This window comes from Pseudomonas sp. GD04019 (genome assembly GCF_029837695.1).
Lineage (GTDB): Bacteria > Pseudomonadota > Gammaproteobacteria > Pseudomonadales > Pseudomonadaceae > Aquipseudomonas.
Map to the genome: position 1 here is coordinate 241,435 of NZ_JAOEEA010000004.1, position 25,543 is coordinate 266,977.

The window sequence follows — 25,543 nt, forward strand, 5'->3', positions numbered from 1 at the left end:
GCTTTCCTGACCTTTTGACAAAGTTTTCACACCCGCTCCGGCAGATTCCCCGGCGATAAGGGGATTTCCCGCTTCGTTTTGGGGTTGTGATGACGATCGCGCAACGCGCCGACGCTTCTCGCGGCGGCATCGACTGGGCCGGCTTGGGCTGGGCCTTTCTGTTCTTCTGGTACTTCTCGGGTGTCACCCAGATCCTGATCTACTCCAGCGACAGCGCCGGTTTCTCCGGGCTGCGCCAGTCGTTGGTGCTGAGTCTGCTGTGGCTGGTGCCGCTGGTGCTGTTCCCGGCGCGGGCGCGCCTGCTGACGGCGTTGATCGGCGTACCGCTGTGGCTGTGCTCGCTGGCCGGTTTTGGCTACTTCCTGATCTATGGCCAGGAGTTCTCGCAGAGCGTGATCTTCATCCTCTTCGAGTCCAACGTCAGCGAGGGCACCGAGTACCTGGCGCAGTACTTCGCCTGGTGGATGGTGCCGGCCTTCCTCGCCTACGGCCTGGGGGCCTGGCTGCTGTGGCGCAAGGTGCGCCCGGTGTATCTGTCCAAGCCGGCGGCGCTGCTGGCCTCGCTGTTCCTGCTGTTCTCCTCGCTCGGCTACCCGGCCCTGCGCCAGTTCAGCAAGCACGACGACCTGCGCTCGGCGCTGGAAAACTTCGAGGAGCGCATCGAGCCGGCCACGCCCTGGCAGCTGGTGGTCGGTTATCGCCACTACCGCGCCCAGCTGGCCAATATGCAGGCCCTGCTGGAGGGCCGCCAGCGCATCGCGCCGCTGACCGATCTGACCGATGCCCATGCCGGCCAGCCGACCACCCTGGTGCTGGTCATCGGCGAGTCGACCAACCGCCAGCGCATGAGCCTGTACGGCTACGGCCGGCAGACCACGCCGGAGTTGGACAAGCTGCGCGATCAGCTGCAGGTGTTCGGCAACGTGGTCACGCCGCGGCCCTACACCATCGAGGCGCTGCAGCAGGTGCTGACCTTCGCCGACCAGGAGAACCCCGACGCCTACCTGGAGACGCCGTCGCTGGTCAGCGTGATGAAACAGGCCGGCTACAAGACTTACTGGATTACCAACCAGCAGACCATCACCAAGCGCAACACCATGCTCACCACCTTCTCCAAGCAGGCGGACGAGCAGTTCTACCTGAACAACAACCGCGAGCAGAACGCGCGCCAGTACGATGGCGATGTGCTCGAGCCGTTCGCCAAGGTGCTGGCCGAGGATGCGCCGCGCAAGTTCATCGTGGTCCACCTGCTCGGCACCCACATGAGCTACCAGTACCGCTATCCGCCCGAGTACGAGCGTTTCACCGATCGCCAGGGTGCGCCGGCGCATGTCAGTGACGACCAGCTGCCGACCTACAACGCCTACGACAACGCGGTGCTGTACAACGACTTCGTCGTCTCCAGCCTGATCAAGCGCTTCTCCGCCACCGACCCCAACGGCTTCCTGCTCTACCTCTCCGACCACGGCGAGGCGGTGTTCGATGCGCCCAAGTCCGAGGTGCTGGGACGCAACGAGGCGGCGCCGACCGGGCCGATGTACACCATCCCGTTCATCCTGTGGAATTCGCCGAAATGGCAGGCCAGGCAGCCGCGCGATTTCAGCCTTGCGCTGGGCCGGCCGTTCAGCAGCTCCAGCCTGGTGCACACCTGGGCGGATCTCGCCGGGCTCGACTTCGCCGAGCGCGACCGCAGCCGCAGCCTGGTCGGCGCCGACTTCAAACCGCGCCCGCTGCTGATCGGTGACCCGCAGCAGCCACAGAACCTGATCGATTTCAGCCTGATCAAACCCAAGGCGGTCGACAGCGAACTGGCCCAGCAGGAGCCGCCCAAGGGCCGCGTCCAGCCGCTCTAGCCTCGGCTTCATCCCCCGTTGGAACGAGCGCCGCACGATGGAGTAATCCGTCGTGCGGCGTTTCAGTCTTAGGAGGGAAATTGCACGGAGCGATCGTGCGTTCCCGCCTCTCCGTCCCCTAAAGTCCCTCGCCGCTTGCCCATCACAACAAGAACAAGGGACATGACACATGAAGCGAGTACTGACTCCGCTGGCCTTCGCCTGCCTGCTGGCGGGCGCCACTTCGGCCCAGGCCGGCGCCTATAGCGGCATGGTGGTGTTCGGCGACAGCCTGAGCGACGCCGGCCAGCGCCCCGAGGCCGGCGCCCCGAGCAACCCGGTGCGCCATACCAACCGCGTGGGGCCCGGCTTCGGGCCGGGCGAGGCCTACGGCTATACCTCGCCGATGCTGATCAACGATCGCCTGGGGCTGACCCCGCAGGTGGCTTCGACCAACGTCATGCGGGCCCTCAACGGCCAGGCCGACGGCGACAACTGGGCGGTCGGCGGCTATCGCACCGAGCAGATCTACAACTCCATCACCGGCGTGTTCGACCCGCTCACCGGCATCGGCGGCTCGCAGGTGCGCGCCGGCCTGAACTACAGCGACCCGCTGATCCGCCAGCGCGACGGCTACCTGGTCAACCTGCGCAACCAGGGCCTGAGCATCGATCCGGATACCCTGTTCTACCTCAACGGCGGCGGCAACGACTTCCTCCAGGGTCTGATCGTCGACGATGCCAGCGCGCGTGCCGCCGCCGGCCGCCTGGTCGCCGGTGTGCGCGCCCTGCAGGTGGCCGGTGGACGCTACTTCATGGTGCCGCTGCTGGTGGACGTGGCCAGCCCGGTCACCGGCGGGGTGGTCAACACCGCCCAGGTGCCGCTGGCCCGGGCGTTCAATGCCGAACTGGCGGCGCAGCTCGGCGCCGTCCATGCCGAGGTCATCCCGCTCAATGTGCCGCTGCTCTATCGCGAGGTGCTCGCCGACCCCGCCGCCTTCGGCTTCGATCCGACGCAGAATCTGCTCGGCACCTGCTTCGCCGGCTGTGGCGGCGGGGTCAACCCGGTCCATGGCCTGGGCGGCATTGCCCCTGATCCCAGTCGGCTGATCTACGCCGATTTCGTGCACCCGACCACCGCCATGCAGCAGATCCTTGCCGACCAGGGCTACTCGATTCTGGCCGCGCCCTGGGAGCTGAGCCTGTTGCCCCAAGCGGCCGAGTCGGCTCTGCGCGGCAGCCAGGAGCGCCTGCACCAGCAGTGGCTGGGCGACGCGGGAGCCTGGCAGGCGGTCGGCCGTTGGCGTGGCTTCGTCGATGGCAGCACGCGCCGGGCCGATCTGGACGGCGGCGACACCAGCGCCGCCGGCGATGTCAGCGGCAACGGCCTGAGCCTGGGCGGCAGCTATCGCCTGAGCGAGCAGTGGCGCCTGGGCGCGGCGCTGGATGTGCAGGAACAGGACCTGGAGCTGGGCCCGCGCGACTCCGACTATGGCCTGCGCAGCTACCTGGCCAGCGCCTTCGCCCAGTACCGCGATGGCCTGCTCTGGGGCGACGCGATGCTGATCGCCGGCTATCTCGACTACCAGGACCTGGAGCGGCGCTTCGCTCTCGGCCAGACCACCCGTACCGAGCGCGGCGATACCGACGGCCAGGTGCTGGCCCTCGGCGGGCGCCTGGGCATCGAACTGCAGGCCGGCGACCCACGCCTGAGCCTGCGTCCCTTCGTCAGCGCCGATGTGGCGCGCATCGAGGTCCATAGCTACAGCGAGGACGGTGCCAGCTCCACCGCACTGAGCTACGACGACCAGACCCGCGACTCGCGGCGTCTGGGCGTCGGCCTGCAGGCGCGCTTCCAGCTGGCCGAGGATGCCGAGCTGTTCGGCGAAATCGCCCAGGAGAAGGAGTTCGAGGATGAGCAGAGCGAGGTCGACATGCGCCTGAACAGCGTCGCGGGCGTCGACTTCAGTCTTAAGGGCGTGGAGCGCGAAGAGCACCTGACCCGCGCGACCCTCGGTTTGCGCCAGCGTCTGGCGCCGGAGTTGGCCCTGCAGGTCGGCTACGACTATCGCAAGGCCGGCGACGACGCCCTCCACGGCATCGGCCTGAGTCTGTCGCTGGACTGGTAAGGCGTTGCGCTTGTGGGGGCCGGCCGGCAGCGGATAATATGAGAAGTATTCGCAAATGATTACCGGGCCGCACACGCAGCAGTAGAAGGAGCGCGCGCACGTTCGCCGCCGCGAGAAGGTCTTCTGGGCTCTTTCGTGGCGGCGCGTCGCCCGTGCCAGCTTTCGCTCGCAGGCCGCTCGGCCGCCAATAAGACGAGCCAAAGATGACCGCCCGAGCCCTGCGTAACTGGTACCTGGTCCACAAGTGGACCAGCCTGATCTCCACCGTCTTCCTGCTGATGCTGTGCCTGACCGGGCTGCCGCTGATCTTCCACGAGGAGATCGAGCACTACTTCGAGCCGCACCCCGAGCTCAAGGAGATCACCGCCGATTCGCCGCGCATCGACTACGACAAGCTGATCGCCGAGGCGCTGGCGGTACGCCCGGGCGAGGTCGTGCGCTTCGTCGGCTATGACCCGGAGGAGCCGCTGGGCTTCATCTTCACCGCGCCGACCATACAGCCGCCGCCGCTCGATGCCTTTATCCAGACCTTCGATACGCGCACCGGCGAGCTGTTTCCCGCGGAGCCGCCGGAAGACGGCTTCATGCACCTGATGTTGCGCCTGCACACCGACATGTTCCTCGGCCTGCCCGGCTACCTGTTCCTCGGCTTCATGGGCCTGCTGCTGGTGGCCTCGCTGGTCTCCGGCGTGGTGGTGTACACGCCGTTCATGCGCAAGCTGGACTTCGCCACCGTGCGTACCGCGCGCAGCAGCCGCCTGAAGTGGCTGGACCTGCACAACGTGCTGGGCATCGTCACCCTGGCCTGGGTGCTGGTGGTCGGCGCCACCGGGGTGATCAACACCCTGGCGCTGCCCATCCTCGGCCTGTGGCAGAACGGCCAGCTGGCCGAGATGACCGCGCCGTACAAGGACCTGCCGCCGCTGACCGAGCTGGGTTCGCTGCACAAGGCGCTGGAAACCGCGCAGGCGGCCGCGCCGGATATGAAGCCGAGCTTTGTCGCCTACCCAGGTACCGACTTCAGCAGCCAGCACCACTACGCGGTGTTCATGCGCGGCAACACACCGCTCACTTCGAGGCTGCTCAAGCCGGCGCTGGTCGACGCCACGACCGGCGAGCTGACCGACATGCGCGAGATGCCGATGTACGTGAAGACCCTGCTGATCTCGCAGCCGCTGCACTTCGGTGACTACGGCGGCCTGCCGCTGAAGATCATCTGGGCGCTGCTCGACATCGTCTCCATCGTCATCCTGATCAGCGGCCTTTATCTCTGGCTGGCTCGGCGCAAGGCGCCGCTGGAGAAGCGCCTGGCCGAACTGAACGCCGGCGGCCTGGTGGCGGAGGGTGGGGCATGAGACGCGGACTCTGGATGATCTTCCGCTGGCCGCTGCTGCTGGCCGTACTGAGTCTGTTCGGCCTGATATCGGCGCTGGTCGGCGATGAGGTCTACGACCTGCTGTCCTGGCTCAGCCTGGCGGTGCCGCTGCTGCTGATCGGCATGGTCTGGGTGCGCCTGCGCGGCACCGCTCGCAAGCCTTCATGATTCTTCTCGACGGCCTGCTCGGCGCGGCGCTGTGTCTGTTCCTGCTGGCTTGGTGGCGCCCGTCGCTGCGCCGTCGCGATGCCTGGCTGTGGGGCATGGCGCTGCTGGCCCTGGTCGCTGGCTTGGCTGCGGTGGCGCTGGATCGCTGGCAGGGCGGGGTGGGCGCGGCGGTCGCCGTGCTGCTCATGCTGGGCTTGCTGACGCGGCGTCTGCGGCGCCGCCCGCGCGCCGGGCTGCCGTGGCTGTCCGGCATGTTGTTCATCCTGCTCGTGGGCCTGGCCGTACTGCCGCTGTGGCTGTTCCCACTCGGCGATCTGCCGGCGCCGGACGGCCCCCACGCGGTGGGCGTGCGCGACTTCGAGCTGATCGACCAGAGCCGCAAAGGCCTGCTCGGCGCCGCGCCGGATCAACCGCGACGCCTGCTGGTGCGGGTCTGGTACCCGGCCACGCCAGCGCCTGACGCCCAGGCGCGTCCCTACTTCAGCGAGGCCGAGGCACGCAGCACGGCGCGTGGTTTCGGCTCGCTGTTCGGCTTCCCGCCGCTGCTCACCCACCTCAAGCACATGCGCAGCAATGCCTTCGAGCATGCGCCGCTGGCGGCGGACGCCGGGCGGTTGCCGGTGGTGTTCTTCAGCCATGGCTACACCGCCTATCCGGCGTCCAATTCGGCGCTGATGGAGGCGCTGGCCAGCCACGGCTACGCGGTCTACTCGATCCAGCACACGGGCGATGCCTCGCCGACCCTGTTGCCCGACGGCGAAGTGCTACCGATGGACCCGGGCCTGGCCGAGCATCTCCGTCATGTTCTGACGCATGGGTTCGCCGAACCCATGGTCCGTGGCTACACGGCGGAGGACTTCGACGAGCGCCTGGATGGCCAGCTGCGTACCGCGCTGGAGATTGCGCCGCCCGGGAATCGCGGCATCGCCCTCAGCGCGCCGGTGTGGCTGGCCGACCGCCTGTTCGTCCACGACGCGCTGCAGGCGGGCGCGGTGCCGGCCAGCGTCGCCGAGCTGGTGGCCGCCGGTGACTTCGCCCGTACCGGCGAGGCCGGCATGTCGTTCGGTGGCTCCACCACGGGCGCGGTGTGCATGGTCGACCGGCGCTGCGCAGCGGCCGTCAACCTGGATGGCGGCGACTTCCACTTCACCCCGTTCGCCGCCGATCTGCCGGTGCCGCTGCTGATGCTGCATGCCGACCTGGGCGGCTTCTACCGCATGCTGGGCAAGGCGCCGGTCGGCGAGCCGCGCGGCTTCAACGACTTCTCCTACGAGCGCTTCGACCACGCCGGGCAGCGCGCGGACATCCACCGGTTGGTATTGAAGGATTCGGTGCATGCCGGCTTCACCGACAACGCCCTGCTGGCGCGGCGCCCGCTACGGGATCTGATGGCCGGCACGGCGCCGGTCGAGGTGCTGATCGGTGCGCCGAATGCCTTTGTCGTCGCCTTCTTCGACCACTACCTGCGTGGCCAGGACAACGGCTTCCCCAGTCGACAGCTAGAGCGCTACGCCGGCTGGGTCGAGCGTCACGACACTACGCTGGTGCGCGACTGGTGGCTGGCCAAGAGCGAGGCCGAGCGGGGAGAGTGGCAGGCGCGCATCGAGGCGATGCGCGCGGGATTGTCGAGCGCGGGTATTCAGCCCTTGGGGCGCCAGGCGCAGTAACCCGGGCGCGGGCCGATGCGCGGGTGGTTGCGGCAGGTGTCCGGGCGCTTGTCGTAGACGGTGCACAGGCGGCTCTTGCGATCCAGGTACATGCAGTCGTCGTTGCTCATGCGGGTCAGGGTGAAGATGCCGGACTTCTGGTTGAAGCGCTCGATCAGCCCTTCCTTCTGCAGACGCTTGGCGATGTTCTTCGGCGGCTCGCCGCGTTCGAACTCGTCGACCACGCCGAGGCGGATCAGGTCGACGATGCGCACTTCCACCGGCATGGTGCAGCAGGTGGACATGCAGCTGGTGCACATGTCCTTGTTGTACTTGGTCCAGGTTTCGACGCGGTCGATTTCCGCGGCGGCGATCAGTTGCGGTCTCATGTCAGGCTCGGTGGCGCGGGGCGCGGGTCAATCAGGCGCGCGATGATAGCGGTCACACCGACTTTGTGAACCCCTTCCCGCTCGGCGGCTTTGTAATCTTTGGCTTACACGGTGTGCCGGCGAAGGCTGCTGTCAACGTGCCACTAGGAAGATTAATCTCGCTTTCAAGGACTTAGCGCAGGAAGCGCACCGCGACAACAGGGAAATGAGGGATTGTCCGCCAGGATGGCGAACGGATCACGGATGTCAGGAACCAGTCTGCAGAACCCCGCGCAAGCGGGGTTTTTTATTTTCCGCGTCAGCCATTGCCCTTCACCACCTCGTTCAGCAGCTTGCTCAGCAGATCCAGCGTCGGCTGCTGGCGCTGCGCATCGCGGAACACCAGGCCGACCTTGAGCGGCACGCGCGGCTCGCTGATCGGCTTCCACAGCAGACCTTGATTCGCATGCAGCTGCCGTGCCCGGCCCGGCAGCACGGTAGCCAGGTCAGCCGAGTGCGGCAGGCTGTCGAGGATGCCGCTCATATGGTTGAGCTCGGCCTGCACATGCGGGCGCCGGCCGAGCAGGGTCAGCTGCTCCTGCCAGATCTGCCGCACGCGGAACTCCTCGCCGAGCAGCAGCATGGGCTGCTCCGCCGCCTGGGCCAGCGACACCTTCCGGAACTCGCGCAGCGCATGCTCCGGCGGCACTACCAACTGCAGCTCGTCTTCGTACAGCTCCAGGCTGTGCAGGCCTGGCTGGCGCGGCGGCAGAAAGCCGATGCCGATATCCAGGCTGCCGCTGAGCAGGCGCCGCTCGATCTCCAGGCCGGACAGCTCGTAGATCTGTACCACCAGCTGCGGCTGGGCGGCGCGCAGCTTCTCCAGCAGGTGCGGCACCAGGCTGGCGTTGACCGTCTGCAGCACGCCGATCGCCAGGCTGCGCGGCGCTCGCCCGCGGAAGCCACGCAGGGCATCGCGGGCGCGCTCCAGGCCGTCGAGCAGTGGCAGCGCATGGCTGTACAGGGTGTGGGCGGCGAGGGTCGGCAACAGGCGCTTGCCGCTGCGCTGGAACAGCGTCACTTCCAGGTTCTGCTCCAGCTGGCGAATCTGCTGCGACAACGCCGGTTGCGACAGGCTCAGGCGTTCGGCCGCGCGGCCGACATGGCCTTCCTCGTAGAGGGCAACGAAGTAGCGCAGCTGACGAAAGTCCACGGCCATTCCTCGGATATCGATAACCTCAGCTTATCAATGAAGCTGGGAAATCGAAATGTCGTCTCGCTTGTGAGATCCCTATCATCTGCCGCATCGATAGCCGCGACATGGGTGGCAGAGAAATTGATCAAGGCAGCGGTGGCGGGATTATTCATAGGAAAAGCCGTGGATGAAGGCCGTGGCTACGTCAGTGCGCTGGGCAAGCTGCCGGTGGCTGCCGAGGTGTGGCTCGGCCCGCTGGGGCTAGAGGGCGACGAGCAGGGCGACAGTCGCCACCACGGCGGCCCCGAGCGCGCTCTGCACCTCTATCCGTCCGAGCACTATGCGCAGTGGCGCCAGCGCTATCCGCAGCGCGACTGGCAGCAGCCGGCCTTCGGCGAGAACCTGTCCAGTCGCGGTCTGCTGGAGAGTCAGGTGTGCATCGGCGACATCTTCCGCTGGGGCGATGCCCTGTTGCAGGTCAGCCAGCCGCGTTCGCCCTGCTATCGCCTGGCCGAGCGCTGGGCGCTGCCGGGGCTGGCGCTGGAAATGCAGGATAATGGCCTGTGCGGCTGGTTCTTCCGCGTGCTGCGGCCGGGCTGGGTCAGCGCCGCGCAGCCGCTGGAGCTGGTGCAGCGCAGCCATCCGGGCCTGAGCGTGGCCCAGGCCATTCGCAGCTACTTCCAGTTCCCCCTCGAACGTGGCGGCCTGCAGCAGCTGCTGGCCTGCGACGCCCTGTCCGAGCGCTGGCGCCACAGCGCCGCGCGACGCCTGTCCAGTGGCCAGCTGGAAGACTGGCGCAACCGTCTGGAGGGCCCGGCTCGGCCGGCGCTGAGTGCATGAACGACTACCTGATCCAGCTGCACCGCGACGATTGCCTGTGGGCCGAGCTGATGGTCCCCGGGGCGCGCCTGAACGAAGTTCGTGAAGAGCTGGCGCAGCGCTTCCCCAGCAGCGAAGGCTTCAGTCTGAGGGTGCAACAGCGCAAGGAACAACGGCGCATCGTCGAGTGCGGCCCGGAGGGCATTCGCCTGCTCGGCGTGCAGTACCAGTACCTGGAGCATGAAGAGGCGTGACGGCTATGCAATGCGCGGCGAATGACGGAGGAGGTGGTGTGATGCGTGTGTCCATCCTGCAGCATGTGGCGTTCGAGGGGCCGGCGCAGATCGGCCTGTGGCTGGACCAGCGCAATTTGCCGGCGCAAGTACATCACCTGTATGCCGGCGATACGCTGCCGGCGCTCGACGACTTCGCCCTGCTGATAGTCATGGGCGGGCCGATGAGTGTGCACGACGAGGCCGAGCATCCCTGGCTGGTGGGCGAGAAGCTGCTGTTGCGCACGGCGCTGGATGCCGGCAAACGCGTGCTGGGCATCTGCCTCGGTGGCCAGCTGCTGGCCGAGGCCCTGGGCGGTGAAGTACGTGTGGCCGACACGGCGGAAATCGGCTGGCACCCGATCGAGCAGCACGCCGAAGCGAGCCAGTCACCGCTTGGGCGCATGCTGCCGCAGCGGCTGATGGCCATGCACTGGCATGGCGAGACCTTCAGCCTGCCGGCCGATGCCATCCCGCTCTATCACTCGGCGGCCTGCGCCATGCAGGGCTTCGTCTGGAACGAGCGCGTCGTGGCCCTGCAGTGCCATCTGGAGAGCAGCCCGGCGAGCATCGAACAACTGCTCGCCGCCTGCCCGCAGGATCTTCTGCGGCCCGGTGCGGTGCAGGACGCCGCCACCATCCAGGCCGGCAGCGCCCACTGCGCCTCGCTCAAGGCCAGCCTGTTCCGCCTGCTCGACTACCTCAGCGGCCCCCACGCCCAGCTGACCTGATTCGCGCTTTGTCACCCTGCGCTTGGCCCCACTCCCGGGGCCTTTTTTATGGCCGCGATTCAGGCGGCGCTGTCGTGCAGGATGGTGGTGCGGCGGAACTCGTCCTGCGGGAACACCCGGCCGCTGACCAAGCACTCGAACAGGTGGTCGAACACCACGCCGGGCACGCCCTGGGTGCGTCCGCTGCGGAAGTACGAGTGGCCCTTGGGGAAGTCGTACAGGGTGTTGATGTCGTCGCAGTCCACCGCGTAGACGTTCTGTGGTGTCAGCTCCAGGTTCTCCGGCCCGCTGTGGCCGAGGCGCCGTGAGGCGATGCGGTTCTTCAGGTTGGCCGCCTTGCTGCTACGCAGGGCCATGTCGTCCGAGGCGTAGTACACCACCACGTTGCGCGAGGCGTGGGAGATCAGCTCGCCGCGCTGGCCGCGGTGGATCGACTCGTTCTCGATGTCGGCAGCCACCAGGAAGGTGTTGCGGAACAGCATCGGCACGCCGTTGGCCAGGTCGTAGCGGTCCCACTCGTTGAGGGTTTCGCGCAGCACGCGGTTGCCCATGGAGTGGGCCAGCACGTTGATGCGCTTGAGGCAGCTGGCCTGGCCGGCCTCCTCGCGCTCCTTGCGCCAGGCGAGGAAGAAGCACAGGGCGCGGGCCAGCGACACGGCGCTGTAGTCGGCGGATTTCTGGTCGTCCCAGTAGTCCTGGACGATGCCCTTGTCGTTGTCGCAGGGCCAGATCACCGGCACCACCAGCACCTCGTCCTTGCCGCGCTGGTTGCACAGGTCCTGGAATTCGTCGACGGCGGCGAACACGTCGTCCGGCAGGTTGGAGTAGCCGTGGATGTACAGCAGGATCTGCCGCTGCTTGGCCTCCTGCAGGCGGCCGAGGAAGGCCTGGCTGCCGATCTCGACCAGCTTCTTCTTGCTCTGCCGCTCGCAGAAGAACACCGAGTTGCTCGGCGCGTTGTTGTTCAGGTCGAAGGTGAAGGGGCGATCGATCTCGGTCTTGATCGAACCCTTGGGAAAGCGATTGGTGATGAACAGCATGGCGATGCTCCCTGGCTGTTGGCGTCGATGCCGCGCATGCGGCGGTGGCGGCAGAACAGCGAGGGAGAAGGGACTGACAGCGGCGCACTCCTGTGCTTCCGATCTCTGCCTTCTCTCACGTTAGGCTGGCGGTGCGCTTTCGCCAGTGTTTTTCAGCGGCGCAGCAGTGGCCAGACGCCGAGCACGGCCGGCAGGCCCAGGCCGAGCCAGGCCAGGGCGTCCCACGGGCCGTCTCCGAGCAGCGCGGCGAACAGGCCGACGGCGCTGAGCACGCCGATCAGCACGGGGATGGCGAAGGTCGATTGGCGCCAGCGCTTCATGCCACTACCTCGTCGCGCAGGGCAGCACGCGGTGCGCGGCGGCGCACCCACCAGAGGTACAGGCCGCTGCCGAGGACGATGATCGTCAGCACATCGAGCACCGCCCAGAGGATCTGCATCGGCCGGCCGCCGTAGTCACCGAAGTGCAGCGGCTGCGACATGGCCAGGGCGTCCATGTACCAGGGACGGCTGGCGACGGCGGTGACCTGCAGGGTCTTGGCGTCGATCAGCACCGGCGTCCACAGGTGCGAGGTCAGGTGCGTGCTGCCCTTCATGAACACCGAGTAGTGATGCTCGCTGGAGAAGCGCGTGCCGGGGAAGGCGATGAAATCCGGCTGCATGCCGGGCGCGGCCTGCTGAGCAATGTCCAGCAGGCGCGTGGCCGGGGCGCGCTCGGTGAGCGGCGGGGCGTCGCGGTAGGGCTCGACCATGGCGGCCAGGGTGTCGTTGCGCCAGGCGCTGATCAGCAGGTCGGCGCAGGCGCTGATCACCCCGGTGATGCCCACGGTCAGCGCCCAGACCAGGGTGACGATGCCGATCAGGTTGTGCAGGTCGAGCCAGCGCAGGCGCGTGGACTTGTGCTGGCGCACGGTGCCGAAGTCCAGGCGGCGCATGAAGGGCGAATAGAGCACCACGCCGGAGATGATCGCCACCACGAAGAGGATGCCCATAAAGGCCAGCAGCAGCTTGCCCGGCAGGCCGGCGAACATGTCCACGTGCAGGCGCAGCATGAGCATCATGAAGCCGCCGTTGGCCGCCGGCATTTCTACCGCCTCGCCAGTGCGCGCGTCGAGCATGAAGGTGTGCGAGGAGTTGGGCTCGGTACCGGCAGTGGCGGCCATGATGGTCACCACGCCGTTGGGTTCGTCGTCTTCCCAGCCGAGGTACTGCACCACCTCGCCGGGGCGATGGCGCTCGCCGGCCTCGACGATCTGCTGCAGGTCCAGGCGCGGTGCGTCCGGCGCCATCTCGCGCAGCTCCGGCGCCTCGCCCAGCAGGTGCTCGATCTCGTGATGGAAGATCAGCGGCAGGCCGGTGAGCGCCAGCAGGAACAGGAACAGGGTGCTAATCAGGCTGGTCCAGGTGTGGATGACGGACCAGCGGCGGATGGTGGTGGAGCGCATGGTGGTGTTCGAAGACGAGGAACGGGCTCGCATTCTAGTGGAGGCGAGGGGCTGTTTGAATCGAGAATGTTTTACAACTGATATTGCCCGGCTCTATCGATTCACAGCGAGGGCGCCAGCTGGCGGCGCTTCCAGGCCTGGGCCTTGTGCTGCAGTTCGGCCAGGTTGTCCAGGCCCTGGCGGCGGGCCTTGCTGAACAGGATCAGCGCCAGCTCGGCGGTGGCCAGGGCATCGGCGCTAGCGTTGTGGCGCTCGCTGGCCAGCAGCTGGAAGTGCTCCAGCCATTCGTCCAGGCCTCGGTAGGGCGGCTCCTCCGGGCAGAGCAGCGGGGCCAGCACGGCAGCGTCGAGGAAGGGATGGCGCAGGCGATAGCCGAGCTGTTCGCGCAGGGCGCGTTCGAGCATGTGCTGGTCGAAGGGCGCGTGGAAGGCCAGCAGCGGGCTGTCGTCGACGAAGTGCATGAACTCCAGCAGCGCCTCGTCCGGCTCGCGACCCGCGGCCACCGCACTGGGCGCGATGCCGTGGATCAGGGTGCTGGGCCCGGCGCGATGATCGGCCTGGCGCAGGGTGCACTCGAACTGCTGGGCCAGGTCGATGGCGCCGTCTTCGATCACCACCGCGCCGATCGCCAGCAGGTGGTCGCGCTGCAGGTTGAGGCCGCTGGTCTCCAGGTCCACCACCACCAGGCGCTGGCGGGCCAGCGGCCGCTCGTCCAGCGCCGCCGGAGCGGGCAGGCGCAGGCTGCGTGGGTCGACGACGGGGCTGCTCTGGCGCAGCCATTCGAGCATCTTCTTCATAGCTGGTAGCGCAGCGCGAGGCTGGCCTGCAGGCGTTGGGCCTGGCGGAAGGACTCGCGCAGGATGCGTCGGTCCAGGTGGTTGAGGCTGTCCGGGTCGAGGCGGTTGGAAAAGCCCAGGCCCTGGGCCGCCTGCTGCTGGTGCAGTTGCAGGCGCATCTGCTGGATCAGCTGGTAGGCCTCCTCGTAGGCCGCGCCGTCCTGGGCGTCGATCACCCGCTGGCGCACCAGTTCGGCGAAGCGGCGCAGGGTGCTGCTCTCGCCGATGCCGTGGACCAGGGCCAGCAGGCGGGCGCCGTCGACGAAGGGCGTCAGGCCCTGCTTCTTGAGGTCGAGGGTGTCCTTGTCGGCGCCCTTGCGGGCCACCACGAAGTCGCGGAAGCGCCCCAGCGGCGGGCGATGGCGCAGGGCGTTGGCCGCCAGCTGGCGTTGGAACAGACTGTTGTCGGCGACCTCGGCCAGCAGGTGCTGGCGCAGCTGCTCGCAGCCCTGCTCGGGGCCCCAGATCACCCGCAGGTCGAAATAGATGCTCGAACCCAGCAGGCTCTCCGGGGTGGCCTCACGGATGAAAGTGGAGAAGCGCCGCGTCCATTCCTCGCGCGACAGGCACAGCGCCGGATTGCCGGCCATGATGTTGCCGCGGCACAGGGCGAAGCCGCAGTCGGCGAGCAACTGGCTGATGCGTCGGGCGCGCGGCAGCAGGAGCTGGCGGATGCGCTCGGCATCGGCGCCGTCCTGGGCCTCGAAGAGGATGCCGTTGTCCTGGTCGGTGTGCAGGGTCTGCTCGCGGCGGCCCTCGCTGCCGAAGCACAGCCAGCTGAACGGCACGCCGGGGTCGCCCATTTCCTCCAGCACCAGCTCGATCACCCGGCATACCGTGTGGTCGTTGAGCAGGGTCACCAGCTGGGTGATCTGGGTGGAGCTGGCGCCGTGGGCCAGCATGCGCTCGACCAGCAGGCGGATGTCGCCGCGCAGCGCCACCAGGGTCTCGATGCGCCCGGCATGGCGGATGGTGCGGGCCAGGTGGACCAGGTCGACGCGCTGCAGGGAAAATAGGTCGCGCTCGGACACCACACCGACCAGGCGGCCGTCTTCCACCAGGCAGACATGGGCGATGTGCCGCTCGGTCATCGCCAGGGCAGCGTCGAAGGCGCTGGCGTCGGGCGACAGGTGGAACGGGCGCTGGGTCATCAGCGCACTGATCGGCTGCTCCAGCGATTCACCGTCGGCCACCACCCGGCGCAGGTCGCGCAGGGTGAAGATGCCGTTGGGCCGGGCGTGCTCATCGACGATGACGATGCTGCCGACGTGCTGCTCGTGCATGCGCCGCACCGCGTCGCGCAACGGCGTGTCGGCGCTGCAGGCCACCGGCTGCTGCGGCGCCAGCTCGCGCAGCGGAGTATCCAGCGAGTACTGGGCGCCGAGGTTCTCGGCGGCGCGCAGCTGCACCTGCTGGTTGACCTGGTCGAGCAGGCTGCTCACGCCGCGCAGGGCGAAGTCGCGGAACGGCGCGGACTGGGCGAACAGGCGGACGAAGGCATCCTTGGCCAGCAGCAGGCAGAAGCTGTCCTCGCCGGCCAAGTGCTCGGTGCGGGTGGCGCGCTCGCCGAGCAGGGCGGCCAGGGGGAAGCACTCGCCGCTGGCGATCTCGAAGGTGGTCTCGCTGCCGCGCCGGGCCGAGTGCGGCCGCTCGCCGACCACCTGGCCCTGCTTGACGATGTAGAAGTGCTGCACCGGCCCGTCGCCCGGCTTGATGATGCTCTCGCCGGCGGCATAGAAGCGCAGCTGGCAGTGCTCCACCAGGTAGGCCAGCTGGGCGCTGTCCATCTGATTGAACGGCGGGTACTTGCGCAGGAACTCCATGAGGCCGTGGATGTTCTGCAGCACGGCCATCTTGCCCGCAGAGGTGGAGGACATGCGGAACTCTCGGTGTGGTTTGTGCCGATCATCGCGCCCACCCTAGGGTGCGGCCATTGGACCTAGGTCGCAGAGCCCCGATAATGACGTGCCTCATCTCCAGACTCAGGATTCCGTCATGTCCGCGTCGCTCTGCACCCTGCTCGGTGTGTCTCACCCCATCATCCAGGCGCCCATGGTCGGCGTTTCCACGCCACAGCTGGCCGCCGCAGTGTCCGAGGCCGGAGGGCTGGGCTCGCTGGGCCTGGGCGCGAGCACGCCCGTACAGGCCCGCGAGTTGATCGCGCAGACTCGTACGCTGACCGACAAGCCGTTCAACCTCAACCTGTTCTGCCATGCGCCAGCGGTGGCCGATGCCCCTCGCGAGCAGGCCTGGCTGGAGCGCCTGCGCCCGCTGTTCGCCGAGTTCGGCACCGAGCCGCCGGCGCAGCTGCGCGAAATCTACCGGAGTTTCCTGGCCGACCCTGACATGTTGGAAGTGTTGCTGGAGCTGCGCCCGGCGGTGGTCAGCTTCCACTTCGGCCTGCCGCCGCAAGCGTGGATCGAGCGCCTGAAGTTCGCCGACATCCGCCTGCTGGCCTGCGTGACCACCCCCGAGGAGGCCCGCCTGGCCGAGGCTGCTGGTGTGGATGCGCTGGTGGCGCAGGGCATCGAGGCCGGTGGCCATCGCGGCGTGTTCGCGCCGGAATGGGGTGATGCCGGCCTCGGCACCCTGGCGCTGGTGCGGCTGCTGGCGCAGCAGTCGCGCCTGCCGATCATCGCCGCCGGCGGCATCATGGATGGCGCCGGCATCAACGCCGCGCTGGCGCTGGGCGCGGCCGGGGTCCAACTGGGCACGGCCTTCGTGCTCTGCCCCGAGTCTGCCGCCAACGCCGCCTACCGGGCGGCGCTGAAAGGCGAGAAGGCCGCGCGCACCGAGATCACCGCCAATATCTCCGGCCGCCCGGCCCGCGGCCTGCCCAATCGCCTGTACGGCGACCTGGGCGCGGCGTTACCTGACTATCCGATCTGCTACGACGCCGCCAAGGCCCTGCATGCCGCCGCCAGTGCCCAGGGCAACCACGACTTCGCCGCCCAGTGGGCCGGCCAGGGTGCTCCACTGGCTCGCGAGCTGCCGGCAGCCGAGTTGGTGGCGACGCTGGTGAAGGAGATGCAGCAGGCATGAAAAAAGGCCGGTGGGTCGCCCCGCCGGCCTTTTCTATCGCGCTACCCCGTAATCAGGGCAGGGTGAACAGCACCTTGACCTTGTCGGTCACCGCGGCCTTGTCCACGTAGCCGATGGCATCGGCTTCGGCGGACACCTTGGCGACCACATCGGCATCGCCGGCCACGCTCGGCAGCGGCTGGCCCTTGCCGGTGAACACCAGGCCGGACCAGTAGGACTTCAGCTGGGCTTCGTTCTTGTTGGTGACCGCGGTGTAGAACTTCTCCTTGGTCGGGTTCCAGTCTTTCTGGTCGACGCCTTTCAGCGACTTGTTCTTGCCCAGGAAGATGTTGGCCACGTCGGACTGCGACGGTGCGGCGGACGCACCGGCATTGACGATCACGGCGACCTCGGCCTGGGCCAGGGCGGCAACGCCCAGGCTGGCGGCGGCGAGGAGGATGCGAATGGACTGCTTCATATGCATGCTCCTCAGAAGACGAAGTCGACGCCGGCGCTGATGATGTCGCCGTCGTAGTTGCGCGCCGGCACGCCGAGCAGGCCGTTGGTGCGGTCGTTGACGGTGTTGTCGTACAGCTCCTGGGAGTTGCGCACGAACACGCCGTCGTAGCCACCCTTGGTGTCCACGCGCTTGTACTCGCCCTTCAGCACCACGGTCGGCAGGATGTTGTAGTTCAGGCCGAGGGTCCAGGAGCTCTGGCGGCCTTCGTCCTCATCCAGCTGGGCGTAGGTGACATGGCCCAGGAAGTCGCCGAAGCGGCGGCCGCCCATCAGGTAGAACGAGTCGGTACTGTGGGTGTTGTCGTTCTCGATCACGCGGCTGGTCCACTCGTTGGCGGTCAGCCAGGTACCGTTGTCGTACTGGTAGCCGATGGAGGTGAATTTGCCCTTGTCCTTATCCAGCGACAGCAGGGTGGCCGAGCTCGGGTTGCCGAGGATGTCGGTGAAGCTGCCGGCGATCTCGGTCTCGATATCGGCCTCGACGTAGCCGATGCGGAAGGTGCCGAAGTCGTTGGTGGCCAGGCTCACGCTGGAACCGAAGACGTTGTCGTAGTCGATGTCGAACTCTTCGTCGTACAGGTAGTAGTCACGGTTCTTGGCGACGCCGCCGGCGACCTGGAACGACAGGGTGGCGAAGGACAGCGGCAGGTTGTAGACCAGGTCGGCGCCTTCGTAGTTGGACAGCTGGACCTGGCTGTAGACCTCGTCCGGCAGACGCAGCCAGGGGTAGCTGAAGCCCACGTCGATGCTCTCGGAGTACATGTACACCGGGGTGCGCAGGCGACCGAAGCGCATCATCAGGTTGTCGGTGCTCTGCCAGGACAGGTACGCCCACTCCAGGTTGGCCTTCCACTCATCGCTATAGGCCTTGGCGGTGGTCTGCAGGGTCAGGCCGACGGTGTCGGTGACGCCGTAGGTCAGCTGGGCGCCGAACTTGCTCAGCTGGTCGCCGCGCCAGGAATCGTTGGTCTGGCCGGAAAGACCGTAGCCGCGGCCGTCGTCTTCGCCACCCAGGTGGGTGATGCCGACGGTGCCGAAACCGTTGATGAGGGCTTCGCCTTGCTCCAGCGCGAACGCCGGGGTGCTGGCCAGGCAGATCGCCATACCGAGGACACGAACATTGGTCATGCGGTGATGCTCCATTGAATGGGTTAAACGCGGAATTGGGCCGTTGCCGCGCGCAGGTGGTCTCCTGTGCTGACCAGCTGCTCGCCTAGGCGTGCGGTGGCGTCGGCCCCGTGGGCGGTTGCTTGGGCATCCTGCTGCAACACTTGGGTCTCTTGTTGGATGGAACTGGACAGGCCGATCTGCTCCTGGGTGAGCTGAGCGATGCCGGCGTTCAATTGGTCGATCTGGCCCACCGCCACGGCGATGGACTCGAGCATGCGGGTGGCTTCCACCGAACGCTCGATGCTGTTCTGCGCCTTCTCGCCGTTGGCGGTCATGACGTTGAGCACGCCGTTGGCGCTGTTCTGCAGGCGCTGGATGATCTGCTGGATCTCGGCGGTGGAGGCGGCGGTCTTCTGCGCCAGGTTGCGCACCTCGTCGGCGACCACGGCGAAGCCACGGCCCTGTTCGCCGGCTCGGGCGGCTTCGATCGCGGCGTTGAGCGCCAGCAGGTTGGTCTGCTCGGCGATGCTGCGGATCACGGTGAGTACCGAGCCCACCTGCTGGGTCTCTTCCTCCAGTTGCTCCATGGCCTGGACCGCGCCCATCACGCTGCTACCCAGGTCGCTGATGCTGCTGGACAGGCTGCCGATGCTGGCGCGCGCGGTGTCGGCCTGGCGCGAGGCGGCGCCGGCACCCTCGGAGGCCTGCTGCGAACGCTGCGCCACTTCCTGGATGCTGCTGGTCATGGTCTGGATATCACGGCCGATCGAATCGGTATGACCCTGCTGCGAGCGGGCGTTCTGGGTGGCGTCCTGGGTCAGGCGATAGAGTTCCTGGGACATCTGCCCCAGCGGGCTGGCGGCGTCGATGGTCTGGCGGATGGTGCCCTGCAGCTTGTCGAGGAAGCCGTTGAACAGCTGGATCATCTCGCCGATCTCGTCGCGCGAGTCGACGTTGACCCGGCGGGTCAGGTCGCCATCGCCACGGGCAATGGCTTTCAGCGAATCGATCACGCCGTGCACGTTGCCCATGATGCCGCGGATGATCACCCAGGCGCCGAGGCCGACCAGGGCCACCAGCAGGGCGGTGAGGATGAAGCCGACGCGGGTGGTCTCGGCGTTGTCGGTGCGGGCCTGGCCCAGGGTGCTCTGGAAGTCCTCGTAGGCATGGGCGCGGAAGGTTTCGCCGAGCTTCTGCGCGGCGGCCAGGTCGCTGGCCATGCGGTCCAGGTTGGGGCGCAGGTCTTCGAAACCGGCGCTGCCCTTGATCAGCTGTTCGGAGGAGGACAGGGCATTGTCGGCGTAGCGGCCGATGGCCTGGCGCCAGGCATCCAGCTCACCGGCGCGCTCGCTGTTGGCGCCGGTCAGTGGCTGCAAGGCCTGCTGCAGTTTGGCGATCTCGGCCAGCACCTGGCGTGCTTCGTCCAGGGTCGACAGCTCGCCGGCGGCGACGGCGCTGTTGAGCAGGCCGGGCAGGCGGGAGAACTGGAAATTCACCGCATCGGCCTTTTCCAGGGTGGGGAAACTGTGGGTCTCCAGGGTGTCCAGGCGGGCATCGTTGGCCGATAGCTGCATCGAGGTATAGCCCACGAACAGCAGCAGGCCGAGCAGGGCAACGGCGGGCAGCAGCGACAACTTCAGGGTTAGCGACAGATTCTTCAGCATGGCAGGTACCCAAATCGGGGGCGCAGAGTGTACAGAAAGCCGATTGGTGGCTAAAGGCCACTGGTCGGTCATCCTGTGACCATAGGTGATGCTTATGTGTGGTTATTGCTATGTCGGCCGTCCCTCTTCTTTCTATAGCTGCAAAATGCCGGTTGCGCCTGGGACCATCGGTCGCAGGGGGCTCTGGCGGCTCCTCCCGGCACTCGCCTAGACTCAGCGCATAACTACAAGGAGCCTCCGATGCGCGCTGCGATATTGCTCGGCCTGGTGCTGAGCGCGGCCACGCATGCTGCCGACCCCCTGCAGGAGGCCATGGCCGAGCTGCAGCCCAGTTCATTGAGTGCCGCCGAGCAGCGCGCCGAGCTGGCCTGGTTCGCCCAGGCCGGCAAGCCGTTCGCCGGCACTCAGGTGCGGGTGATCGCCGAGCGCATCGACACCCACTGGTACGAGACCAACGTGCTGGCGCCGTTGTTCACTCGGCTTACCGGTATTCGCGTGATCCACGAGATCAGCGGCGAAGACGACGTGGTCAACAAGCTGCGCACCCAGCAGGAGACCGGTCTGCCGCTGTACGACGCCTATGTCAGTGACAGCGACCTGCTCGGCCAGCACTTCCGCGACGGCCAGGTGCTGGTGCTGTCCGACTTCATGGCCGGCGAGGGCGCCAGCGTGACCTTGCCGACCCTCGATCTGGGCGACTTCATCGGGCTGTCCTTCGTCACCGCCCCCGACGGCAGGCTGTACCAGTTGCCCGACCAGCAGTTCGCCAACCTCTACTGGTACCGCCGCGACTGGTTCGAGCGCCCGGAGTTGCGCAAGGCCTTCCGCCAGCGCTACGGCTACGAACTGGATGTGCCGCAGAACTGGTCGGCCTACGAGGACATCGCCGCCTTCTTCACCGAGCAGGTCGGCGAACTCGACGGCCAGCGCGTCTACGGCCACATGGACTACGGCGGCTTCGATCCCTCCATCGGCTGGCGCCTGTCCGACGCCTGGCTGGGCATGGCCGGGGTGGCCGACCTGGGCCTGCCCAACGGCTTGCCGGTGGACGACTGGGGCATCCGCGTCGAGGGTTGTCGCCCGGCGGGCGCCAGCGTCGCCCGCGGCGGCGCGCTGGACAGCCCGGCGGCGGTCTACGCCATCCAGCAGTACGTCGACTGGCTGCAGCGCTACGCGCCGCCCGAGGCGCAGCAGATGAGCTTCAACCAGGCCGGCAACGTCGCCGCCCGCGGCCTGGTGGCCCAGCAGATCTTCTGGTACACCGCCTTTACCGCCGACTACACCAAGCTCGGCAGCCCGGTGGTGGACGCCGAGGGCAAGCCCAAGTGGCGGGTGGCGCCGTCGCCGCGCGGCGCCTACTGGCGCGATGGCATGAAGTCCGGCTACCAGGACGTCGGCGCCTGGACCCTGCTCAAGGCCACGCCGCTGCGCCAGCGCCAGGCGGCCTGGCTGTACGCCCAGTTCGTTACCGCCAAGAGCGTGTCGCTGCGCAAGACCCTGGTCGGCCTGACCCCGATCCGCCGCTCCGATCTCGATTCGCCGGCCCTGCTGGCCGAGGCACCGCGCCTGGGCGGACTGGTGGAGTTCTACCGCAGCCGCGCGGCGCGGCGCTGGACGCCCACCGGCGCCAACGTGCCGGACTACAGCGGCATGGCCAGCCTGTGGTGGCGCCAGCTGCACCCGGCTGTGTCGGGCAAGCTCAGCGCGGCCCAGGCCCTGGGCAATCTGGCCCTGGCCTTCGACCGTCACTTGCAGGTCGTCGGCCAGCGCCAGCAACACGCCTGCGCGCCTGCGTTGAATCCCGCGCGCCCACCCGGCGAGTGGCTGGGCAAGCCAGGCGCGCCCTGGCCGCGCCTGGACAACGAACGCCCGCCCGGGCGCACCCTGCCGTACGAGGAGGCCCTGCGTGCGTGGGATTAGCCTGCTGTTGCTGAGCCTGCTCAGCCTGCCGCTGGCCGCCGCCGAGCTGCAGCTGTTCGCCTGGGAGCGCGCGCCGCTGGTACAGCAGCGCCCGGATGGCAGCGCCAGCGGCCTGGTACCGGAGCTGACCGCCGAGCTGTTCCGCCGTGCCGACATCGCCTATCGACTGAGCTTCATGCCGCTGCAGCGCGCCCTGCACCAGGTGCAGCAGCAGGAGCGCAGCTGCGTGCTGCTGGTGGAGCGCCAGCAGGAGCGCGAGCCCTACTTCGCCTGGGTCGGCCCGCTGCTGGTGTCGCGCCTGGGGTTGTACGCCAAGGCTGACGACAACCTGCAGCTGAGCAGTCTGGAGCAGGTCCGCGGCCTGCGCGTGCTCAGTCACCAGGGCTCCGGCGCTGGCGAGTACCTGCAGAGCATCGGCGTGGCAGTGATCTACTCGAACAAGGAGTCGCTCAACCTGAGCATGCTGCAGCGCAGCCGCGCACGCCTGTGGGCGACCAGCTCGGCGGTGGTCGACTCGCTCTCGGCCAGCCCGCGCCCGCGCGAGGTGCTGCCGTTCCTGACCCTGATGGAAGACATCGCCTGCCACCCGCGCATGGACCCCGGCGAGTTGCAGCGCCTGCAGGACAACCTGCGGCAGATGTACCGCGAGGGCTGGGTGCAGGCGCTGTACCGCAAGCACGGCCTGGAACTGCACTGAGGCCCGCGCTGCCTCAGACGCGGGACTGCAGCGGCGTGGCGAGCCCGCTCAGGGTCTGGTCCAGCACCTCGCGGGCCTGATCGAGGATCTGCTGCTTCCAGTCATCGGCATCGACATAGAAGGCATCGCGCAGGCGGCGCTTGATGCGCTCCTGCTGGGCGGCGGGTGCCTGCGGATTGCGCTGCAGCCAGTGGTCGCCGCGCATGCCGTTGAGCACCTGCAGGCCCGGCAGGGTGCCGTACTCCAGGGTCAGGCCGTTGTACTCGGCCTGCGGGCAGATCTCCGGCACCACGTTGTCGATGGTGCCGTTGAGCTTGGCCGACACCGAGTTGCCCTCGGCGCTGTTGGTGACCTGCTCGCCCCACCAGCGGCGGCAGCGGGCGATGTCTTCCGGCGTCTGCCGGCCCTTGTAGATGCGCTCGCCGATGCCGCGCGGGCCGAGGCCGGTGTGGATGTCGATCCAGCCTAGGCGGCGGCATTGCTGGCCGTGCTGGCGCAGCACCTGTTTCAGCGTGCGGTTGCTCCAGGTGGCTTCGGTGCCGGCGAAGAACATGCCTGTGGGGTCATTGTGCTGGCCGCGCGAGATGGCGCCCTGCAGGGCCATGCGTCCGTGGCGCAGGGCATAGCCGACCAGGCCCAGGGTGCTGAGCAGGGTCGGCGGCTGGCGTTTGGGCAGCAGCAGGTGGGCGACGGCGCGGTAGTCGGGGTTGTCCGGCAGCGGCTGGCTGAAGTCGACGAAGTTGCGGTTGAGGTCGACGTTGTCCTCGGTCACCCGGCGCAGCCAGGAGAAGCCGTATGGGTTGAGCGCGTGGATGAACAGCACGGCCAGGTCGTCGCGCTTGCAGCGCTCGAGCCAGGCGTTGTCGCGCAGGTGCGCGACCTGGATGCCGGAGCCGCAGAAACCCTCGACGCCATGGCAGGCGCTGCTGAGGATCAGCAGGTTGGCAGCATCCGCGGGGCCGAGGCGGGCGACGTCCATCGCCAGCTCCTCGTCGTCGCGTCCGCGCAGCGGGTGGACATGGGATTCGACGGCGAGGCCGGTGGCGGCGCTGGCGGCGAGAAATTTCTGCCGGGCTTCGGCGTAGCTCTGCGAGAAGCTGGAGAGATCCATGTTGTGCAGTTCCTTGTGGTGAAAGCGGCCCGCGGGGTTTCGCGGGCATGGCCGGGCCTGCGGCGCAGGCTTGTGGCCGGTGCCGGGCGACGGATCGGTCGTTGGGGTTGGGGCGTGCCCCGGGCTGGCGACCTTGTGGGGCGCTAGCCCTGGTTGGCGGTCATGAGTCGAGCACGACGCGGCCGATGCTGCTCTGGCGCTCGCCGACCTGCACGGTCTCGATCTCGATGACGGTGCCGAACTCGGCGGAGAGGTCGCGCAGGCGTTCGATGATGCGCCGCGCCTGGGCGTCGTTCTCGGCGGTGTCGAAGGCCAGGCGCGGAATGCCGCGCTCGGCGTCGCGGCCGTTGAAGCCCAGTTCGATCGGGTACAGGAGCATCTCGCGCAGGGTGCCGCCTGCGTTGAAGTGGCACTCGGCGATCACGCTCTCGAACCACACCGGCTCGCTGAAGATGCCGACCACGCGCTTCCATTCGAGAAACTCGGCCGCGGTGGTCAGGCGCGGGTTGGTGATGCCCTTGGGCCCGACGAAGGCCTCGGCCGCCAGCCACTCGCGGCTCTCCCACTTGTCTGCGGGCATCAGCTTCATGCTGTTGTCCATGAAGCAGAAGTTGCCCAGCGAATAGAGCAGCGGCTTGCCCCGGTAGACCTCGATGCCGCGGATCTGGTGCGGGCCGTGGCCGCAGAGCATGTCGGCTCCGCTGTCGACCAGGCTGCGCGCCAGGGTCGGCAGGTAGTTGGGTACCTCGATGCACTGGTTGTCCGGCTCGTGGGTGTGCTGGGCGACGATGGTGAAGTCGCTGGTCTGCTTGGCCTGGCGCAGGTTGCGCACGATGTCGGCCTGGTCGAGCTTGTCGCACTCGTAGTGGATGCGCACGGTGCCCGGTGCGGCATTCGGGTCGACGCGGTAGTGCAGGGCCATGCCCAGGTGCACGCTGTGCTCGCCGTGCAGGGTGCGCAGCAGGTAATGGTCCTGGAAGGCCTCCTGCTCGTTGAGGCGCTTGAGTACGGCGAAGTCCTGCGGCGACACCAGGCGATGCGGGGTGGTGCGCAGCGGGCTCAGGCCCGGGCGCGGCGGCACCATGCCGAGGCCGTCGGCGGCCGGGGCGTTGGCCTCGAAGGTGGTGGCGTAGGAGATCAGCGAGACACGCGCCTTATCGGTGTTGACGAAGGCCGGCGCGCGGGCGGCTGCCAGGCTGCTGCCGGTGCCGGCGTGGGCGATGCCGGCATCGTCCAGCAACTCGTCGGTCATCTTCAGGCCGGCCGCACCCCAGTCCAGGGCGTGGTTGTTGGCCCGCGACATCATGTTGAAGCCGATGCTGGCCAGGTCCGCCGGGGCGTCGGCGTCGCTGAGCAGCCAGGAGAAGCCGGACAGCGCCTCGGGGTAGCCGTCATAGCGGTTGAAGTCGATCGCCGTGCATTCGTAGTTGCCCACCACCACGTCGCCGCGCTTGAGGATGTCGAGCAGCTCGGGCGACTTGCGCGCCAGTTTGTCGGCGATGGCGTGGGTGATGATGATGTCGCCGACGGCGACCACGCAGAAGCCGTCTTCCACGTCGGCGTGACGCCAGGTCTCGGGCAGCTGGATGGACTCGGGGCGTTTCTGCGGCGAGGGAACTCGTTTGTGCATGGGACAGATTTCCTGAC

23 protein-coding genes are annotated in these 25,543 nt (G+C 67.8%); 11 read left to right on the forward strand and 12 right to left on the reverse strand.

Features of this window, described 5'->3' with window-relative positions; all coding sequences use genetic code 11:
• Positions 1–89: 89 nt before the first annotated feature.
• From cptA to N7607_RS08570, 5 genes are all read left to right on the forward strand, one after another.
• Entirely contained in the window at positions 90–1,853 is a 1,764-nt protein-coding gene (gene cptA / locus N7607_RS08550; protein WP_279868863.1) for a phosphoethanolamine transferase CptA, read from the forward strand.
• 169 nt (positions 1,854–2,022) lie between these two features.
• On the forward strand, positions 2,023–3,960 hold the full coding sequence (locus N7607_RS08555; RefSeq protein WP_279868864.1) for an autotransporter domain-containing SGNH/GDSL hydrolase family protein: 1,938 nt from the start codon (positions 2,023–2,025) through the stop codon (positions 3,958–3,960).
• A gap of 203 nt (positions 3,961–4,163) precedes the next feature.
• Complete coding sequence (locus N7607_RS08560; RefSeq protein ID WP_279868866.1) at positions 4,164–5,315, forward strand: PepSY domain-containing protein; 1,152 nt, start codon at positions 4,164–4,166, stop codon at positions 5,313–5,315.
• A complete protein-coding gene (locus N7607_RS08565; RefSeq protein WP_279868868.1) occupies positions 5,312–5,503 on the forward strand; it encodes a hypothetical protein in 192 nt (63 codons plus the stop codon). Before N7607_RS08560 ends, N7607_RS08565 begins: the two co-directional genes overlap by 4 nt.
• Positions 5,500–7,170 (forward strand): hypothetical protein, encoded by a 1,671-nt coding sequence (locus tag N7607_RS08570; RefSeq protein WP_279868870.1) that lies wholly within the window; start codon positions 5,500–5,502, stop codon positions 7,168–7,170. The genes N7607_RS08565 and N7607_RS08570 overlap by 4 nt, the downstream gene beginning before the upstream one ends.
• Here N7607_RS08570 and N7607_RS08575 read toward each other — a convergent pair.
• Together N7607_RS08575 and N7607_RS08580 are read right to left on the reverse strand one after the other, a co-directional pair.
• Entirely contained in the window at positions 7,143–7,538 is a 396-nt protein-coding gene (locus tag N7607_RS08575; protein ID WP_279868872.1) for a YkgJ family cysteine cluster protein, read from the reverse strand. The two genes, N7607_RS08570 and N7607_RS08575, sit on opposite strands and share 28 nt — an antisense overlap.
• A gap of 298 nt (positions 7,539–7,836) precedes the next feature.
• A complete protein-coding gene (locus tag N7607_RS08580; protein WP_279868873.1) occupies positions 7,837–8,730 on the reverse strand; it encodes a LysR substrate-binding domain-containing protein in 894 nt (297 codons plus the stop codon).
• 123 nt (positions 8,731–8,853) lie between these two features.
• Between N7607_RS08580 and N7607_RS08585 the strand changes: the two genes are divergently transcribed.
• The 3 genes from N7607_RS08585 to N7607_RS08595 are packed head-to-tail and all read left to right on the forward strand — an operon-like array spanning position 8,854 to position 10,534.
• Positions 8,854–9,552, forward strand: a complete 699-nt coding sequence (locus N7607_RS08585; RefSeq protein WP_279868944.1) for an MOSC domain-containing protein — start codon at positions 8,854–8,856, stop codon at positions 9,550–9,552.
• Complete coding sequence (locus N7607_RS08590; RefSeq protein ID WP_279868875.1) at positions 9,549–9,785, forward strand: hypothetical protein; 237 nt, start codon at positions 9,549–9,551, stop codon at positions 9,783–9,785. The genes N7607_RS08585 and N7607_RS08590 overlap by 4 nt, the downstream gene beginning before the upstream one ends.
• A 41-nt stretch (positions 9,786–9,826) precedes the next feature.
• Entirely contained in the window at positions 9,827–10,534 is a 708-nt protein-coding gene (locus tag N7607_RS08595) for a type 1 glutamine amidotransferase (RefSeq protein ID WP_279868876.1), read from the forward strand.
• Between the two features lie 59 nt (positions 10,535–10,593).
• Here N7607_RS08595 and N7607_RS08600 read toward each other — a convergent pair whose 3' ends face one another.
• The 5 genes from N7607_RS08600 to N7607_RS08620 all read right to left on the reverse strand — a co-directional run bounded on the left by N7607_RS08600 (position 10,594) and on the right by N7607_RS08620 (position 15,731).
• On the reverse strand, positions 10,594–11,574 hold the full coding sequence (locus tag N7607_RS08600) for an alpha/beta hydrolase (RefSeq protein WP_279868878.1): 981 nt from the start codon (positions 11,572–11,574) through the stop codon (positions 10,594–10,596).
• Between the two features lie 152 nt (positions 11,575–11,726).
• Positions 11,727–11,894, reverse strand: a complete 168-nt coding sequence (locus N7607_RS08605) for a hypothetical protein (protein ID WP_279868879.1) — start codon at positions 11,892–11,894, stop codon at positions 11,727–11,729.
• Positions 11,891–13,018, reverse strand: a complete 1,128-nt coding sequence (locus N7607_RS08610; RefSeq protein WP_279868880.1) for a PepSY-associated TM helix domain-containing protein — start codon at positions 13,016–13,018, stop codon at positions 11,891–11,893. The genes N7607_RS08605 and N7607_RS08610 overlap by 4 nt, the downstream gene beginning before the upstream one ends.
• Before the next feature lie 101 nt (positions 13,019–13,119).
• Positions 13,120–13,806 (reverse strand): 3'-5' exonuclease, encoded by a 687-nt coding sequence (locus N7607_RS08615; protein ID WP_279868945.1) that lies wholly within the window; start codon positions 13,804–13,806, stop codon positions 13,120–13,122.
• A gap of 5 nt (positions 13,807–13,811) precedes the next feature.
• Entirely contained in the window at positions 13,812–15,731 is a 1,920-nt protein-coding gene (locus tag N7607_RS08620; RefSeq protein WP_279868882.1) for a putative nucleotidyltransferase substrate binding domain-containing protein, read from the reverse strand.
• Between the two features lie 118 nt (positions 15,732–15,849).
• On the opposite strand from N7607_RS08620, the gene N7607_RS08625 reads away from it, so the two are divergent.
• Positions 15,850–16,896 carry a nitronate monooxygenase gene (locus tag N7607_RS08625; RefSeq protein ID WP_279868883.1) on the forward strand — a complete coding sequence of 349 codons (1,047 nt, stop codon included), beginning with the start codon at positions 15,850–15,852 and terminating at the stop codon, positions 16,894–16,896.
• Positions 16,897–16,948: 52 nt separating this feature from the next.
• On the opposite strand, the gene N7607_RS08630 is transcribed toward N7607_RS08625, so the two are convergent.
• The 3 genes from N7607_RS08630 to N7607_RS08640 are packed head-to-tail and all read right to left on the reverse strand — an operon-like array spanning position 16,949 to position 20,168.
• On the reverse strand, positions 16,949–17,353 hold the full coding sequence (locus N7607_RS08630; protein ID WP_279868884.1) for a phosphate ABC transporter substrate-binding protein: 405 nt from the start codon (positions 17,351–17,353) through the stop codon (positions 16,949–16,951).
• 11 nt (positions 17,354–17,364) lie between these two features.
• Positions 17,365–18,522 (reverse strand): hypothetical protein, encoded by a 1,158-nt coding sequence (locus tag N7607_RS08635; protein WP_279868885.1) that lies wholly within the window; start codon positions 18,520–18,522, stop codon positions 17,365–17,367.
• A gap of 23 nt (positions 18,523–18,545) precedes the next feature.
• The gene (locus N7607_RS08640) at positions 18,546–20,168 is read right to left on the reverse strand and encodes a methyl-accepting chemotaxis protein (protein WP_279868886.1); all 1,623 of its coding nucleotides are present in this window, start codon (positions 20,166–20,168) and stop codon (positions 18,546–18,548) included.
• Positions 20,169–20,408: 240 nt separating this feature from the next.
• On the opposite strand from N7607_RS08640, the gene N7607_RS08645 reads away from it, so the two are divergent.
• Both N7607_RS08645 and N7607_RS08650 read left to right on the forward strand, forming a co-directional pair.
• A complete protein-coding gene (locus N7607_RS08645; protein WP_279868888.1) occupies positions 20,409–22,088 on the forward strand; it encodes an ABC transporter substrate-binding protein in 1,680 nt (559 codons plus the stop codon).
• Entirely contained in the window at positions 22,075–22,785 is a 711-nt protein-coding gene (locus N7607_RS08650) for a transporter substrate-binding domain-containing protein (RefSeq protein WP_279868889.1), read from the forward strand. Before N7607_RS08645 ends, N7607_RS08650 begins: the two co-directional genes overlap by 14 nt.
• Before the next feature lie 13 nt (positions 22,786–22,798).
• On the opposite strand, the gene N7607_RS08655 is transcribed toward N7607_RS08650, so the two are convergent.
• Together N7607_RS08655 and N7607_RS08660 are read right to left on the reverse strand one after the other, a co-directional pair.
• Positions 22,799–23,896, reverse strand: coding sequence for a M14 family metallopeptidase (locus tag N7607_RS08655; RefSeq protein ID WP_279868891.1), 1,098 nt, complete (start codon positions 23,894–23,896; stop codon positions 22,799–22,801).
• 160 nt (positions 23,897–24,056) lie between these two features.
• Complete coding sequence (locus N7607_RS08660; RefSeq protein WP_279868893.1) at positions 24,057–25,526, reverse strand: CapA family protein; 1,470 nt, start codon at positions 25,524–25,526, stop codon at positions 24,057–24,059.
• Positions 25,527–25,543 lie beyond the last annotated feature (17 nt).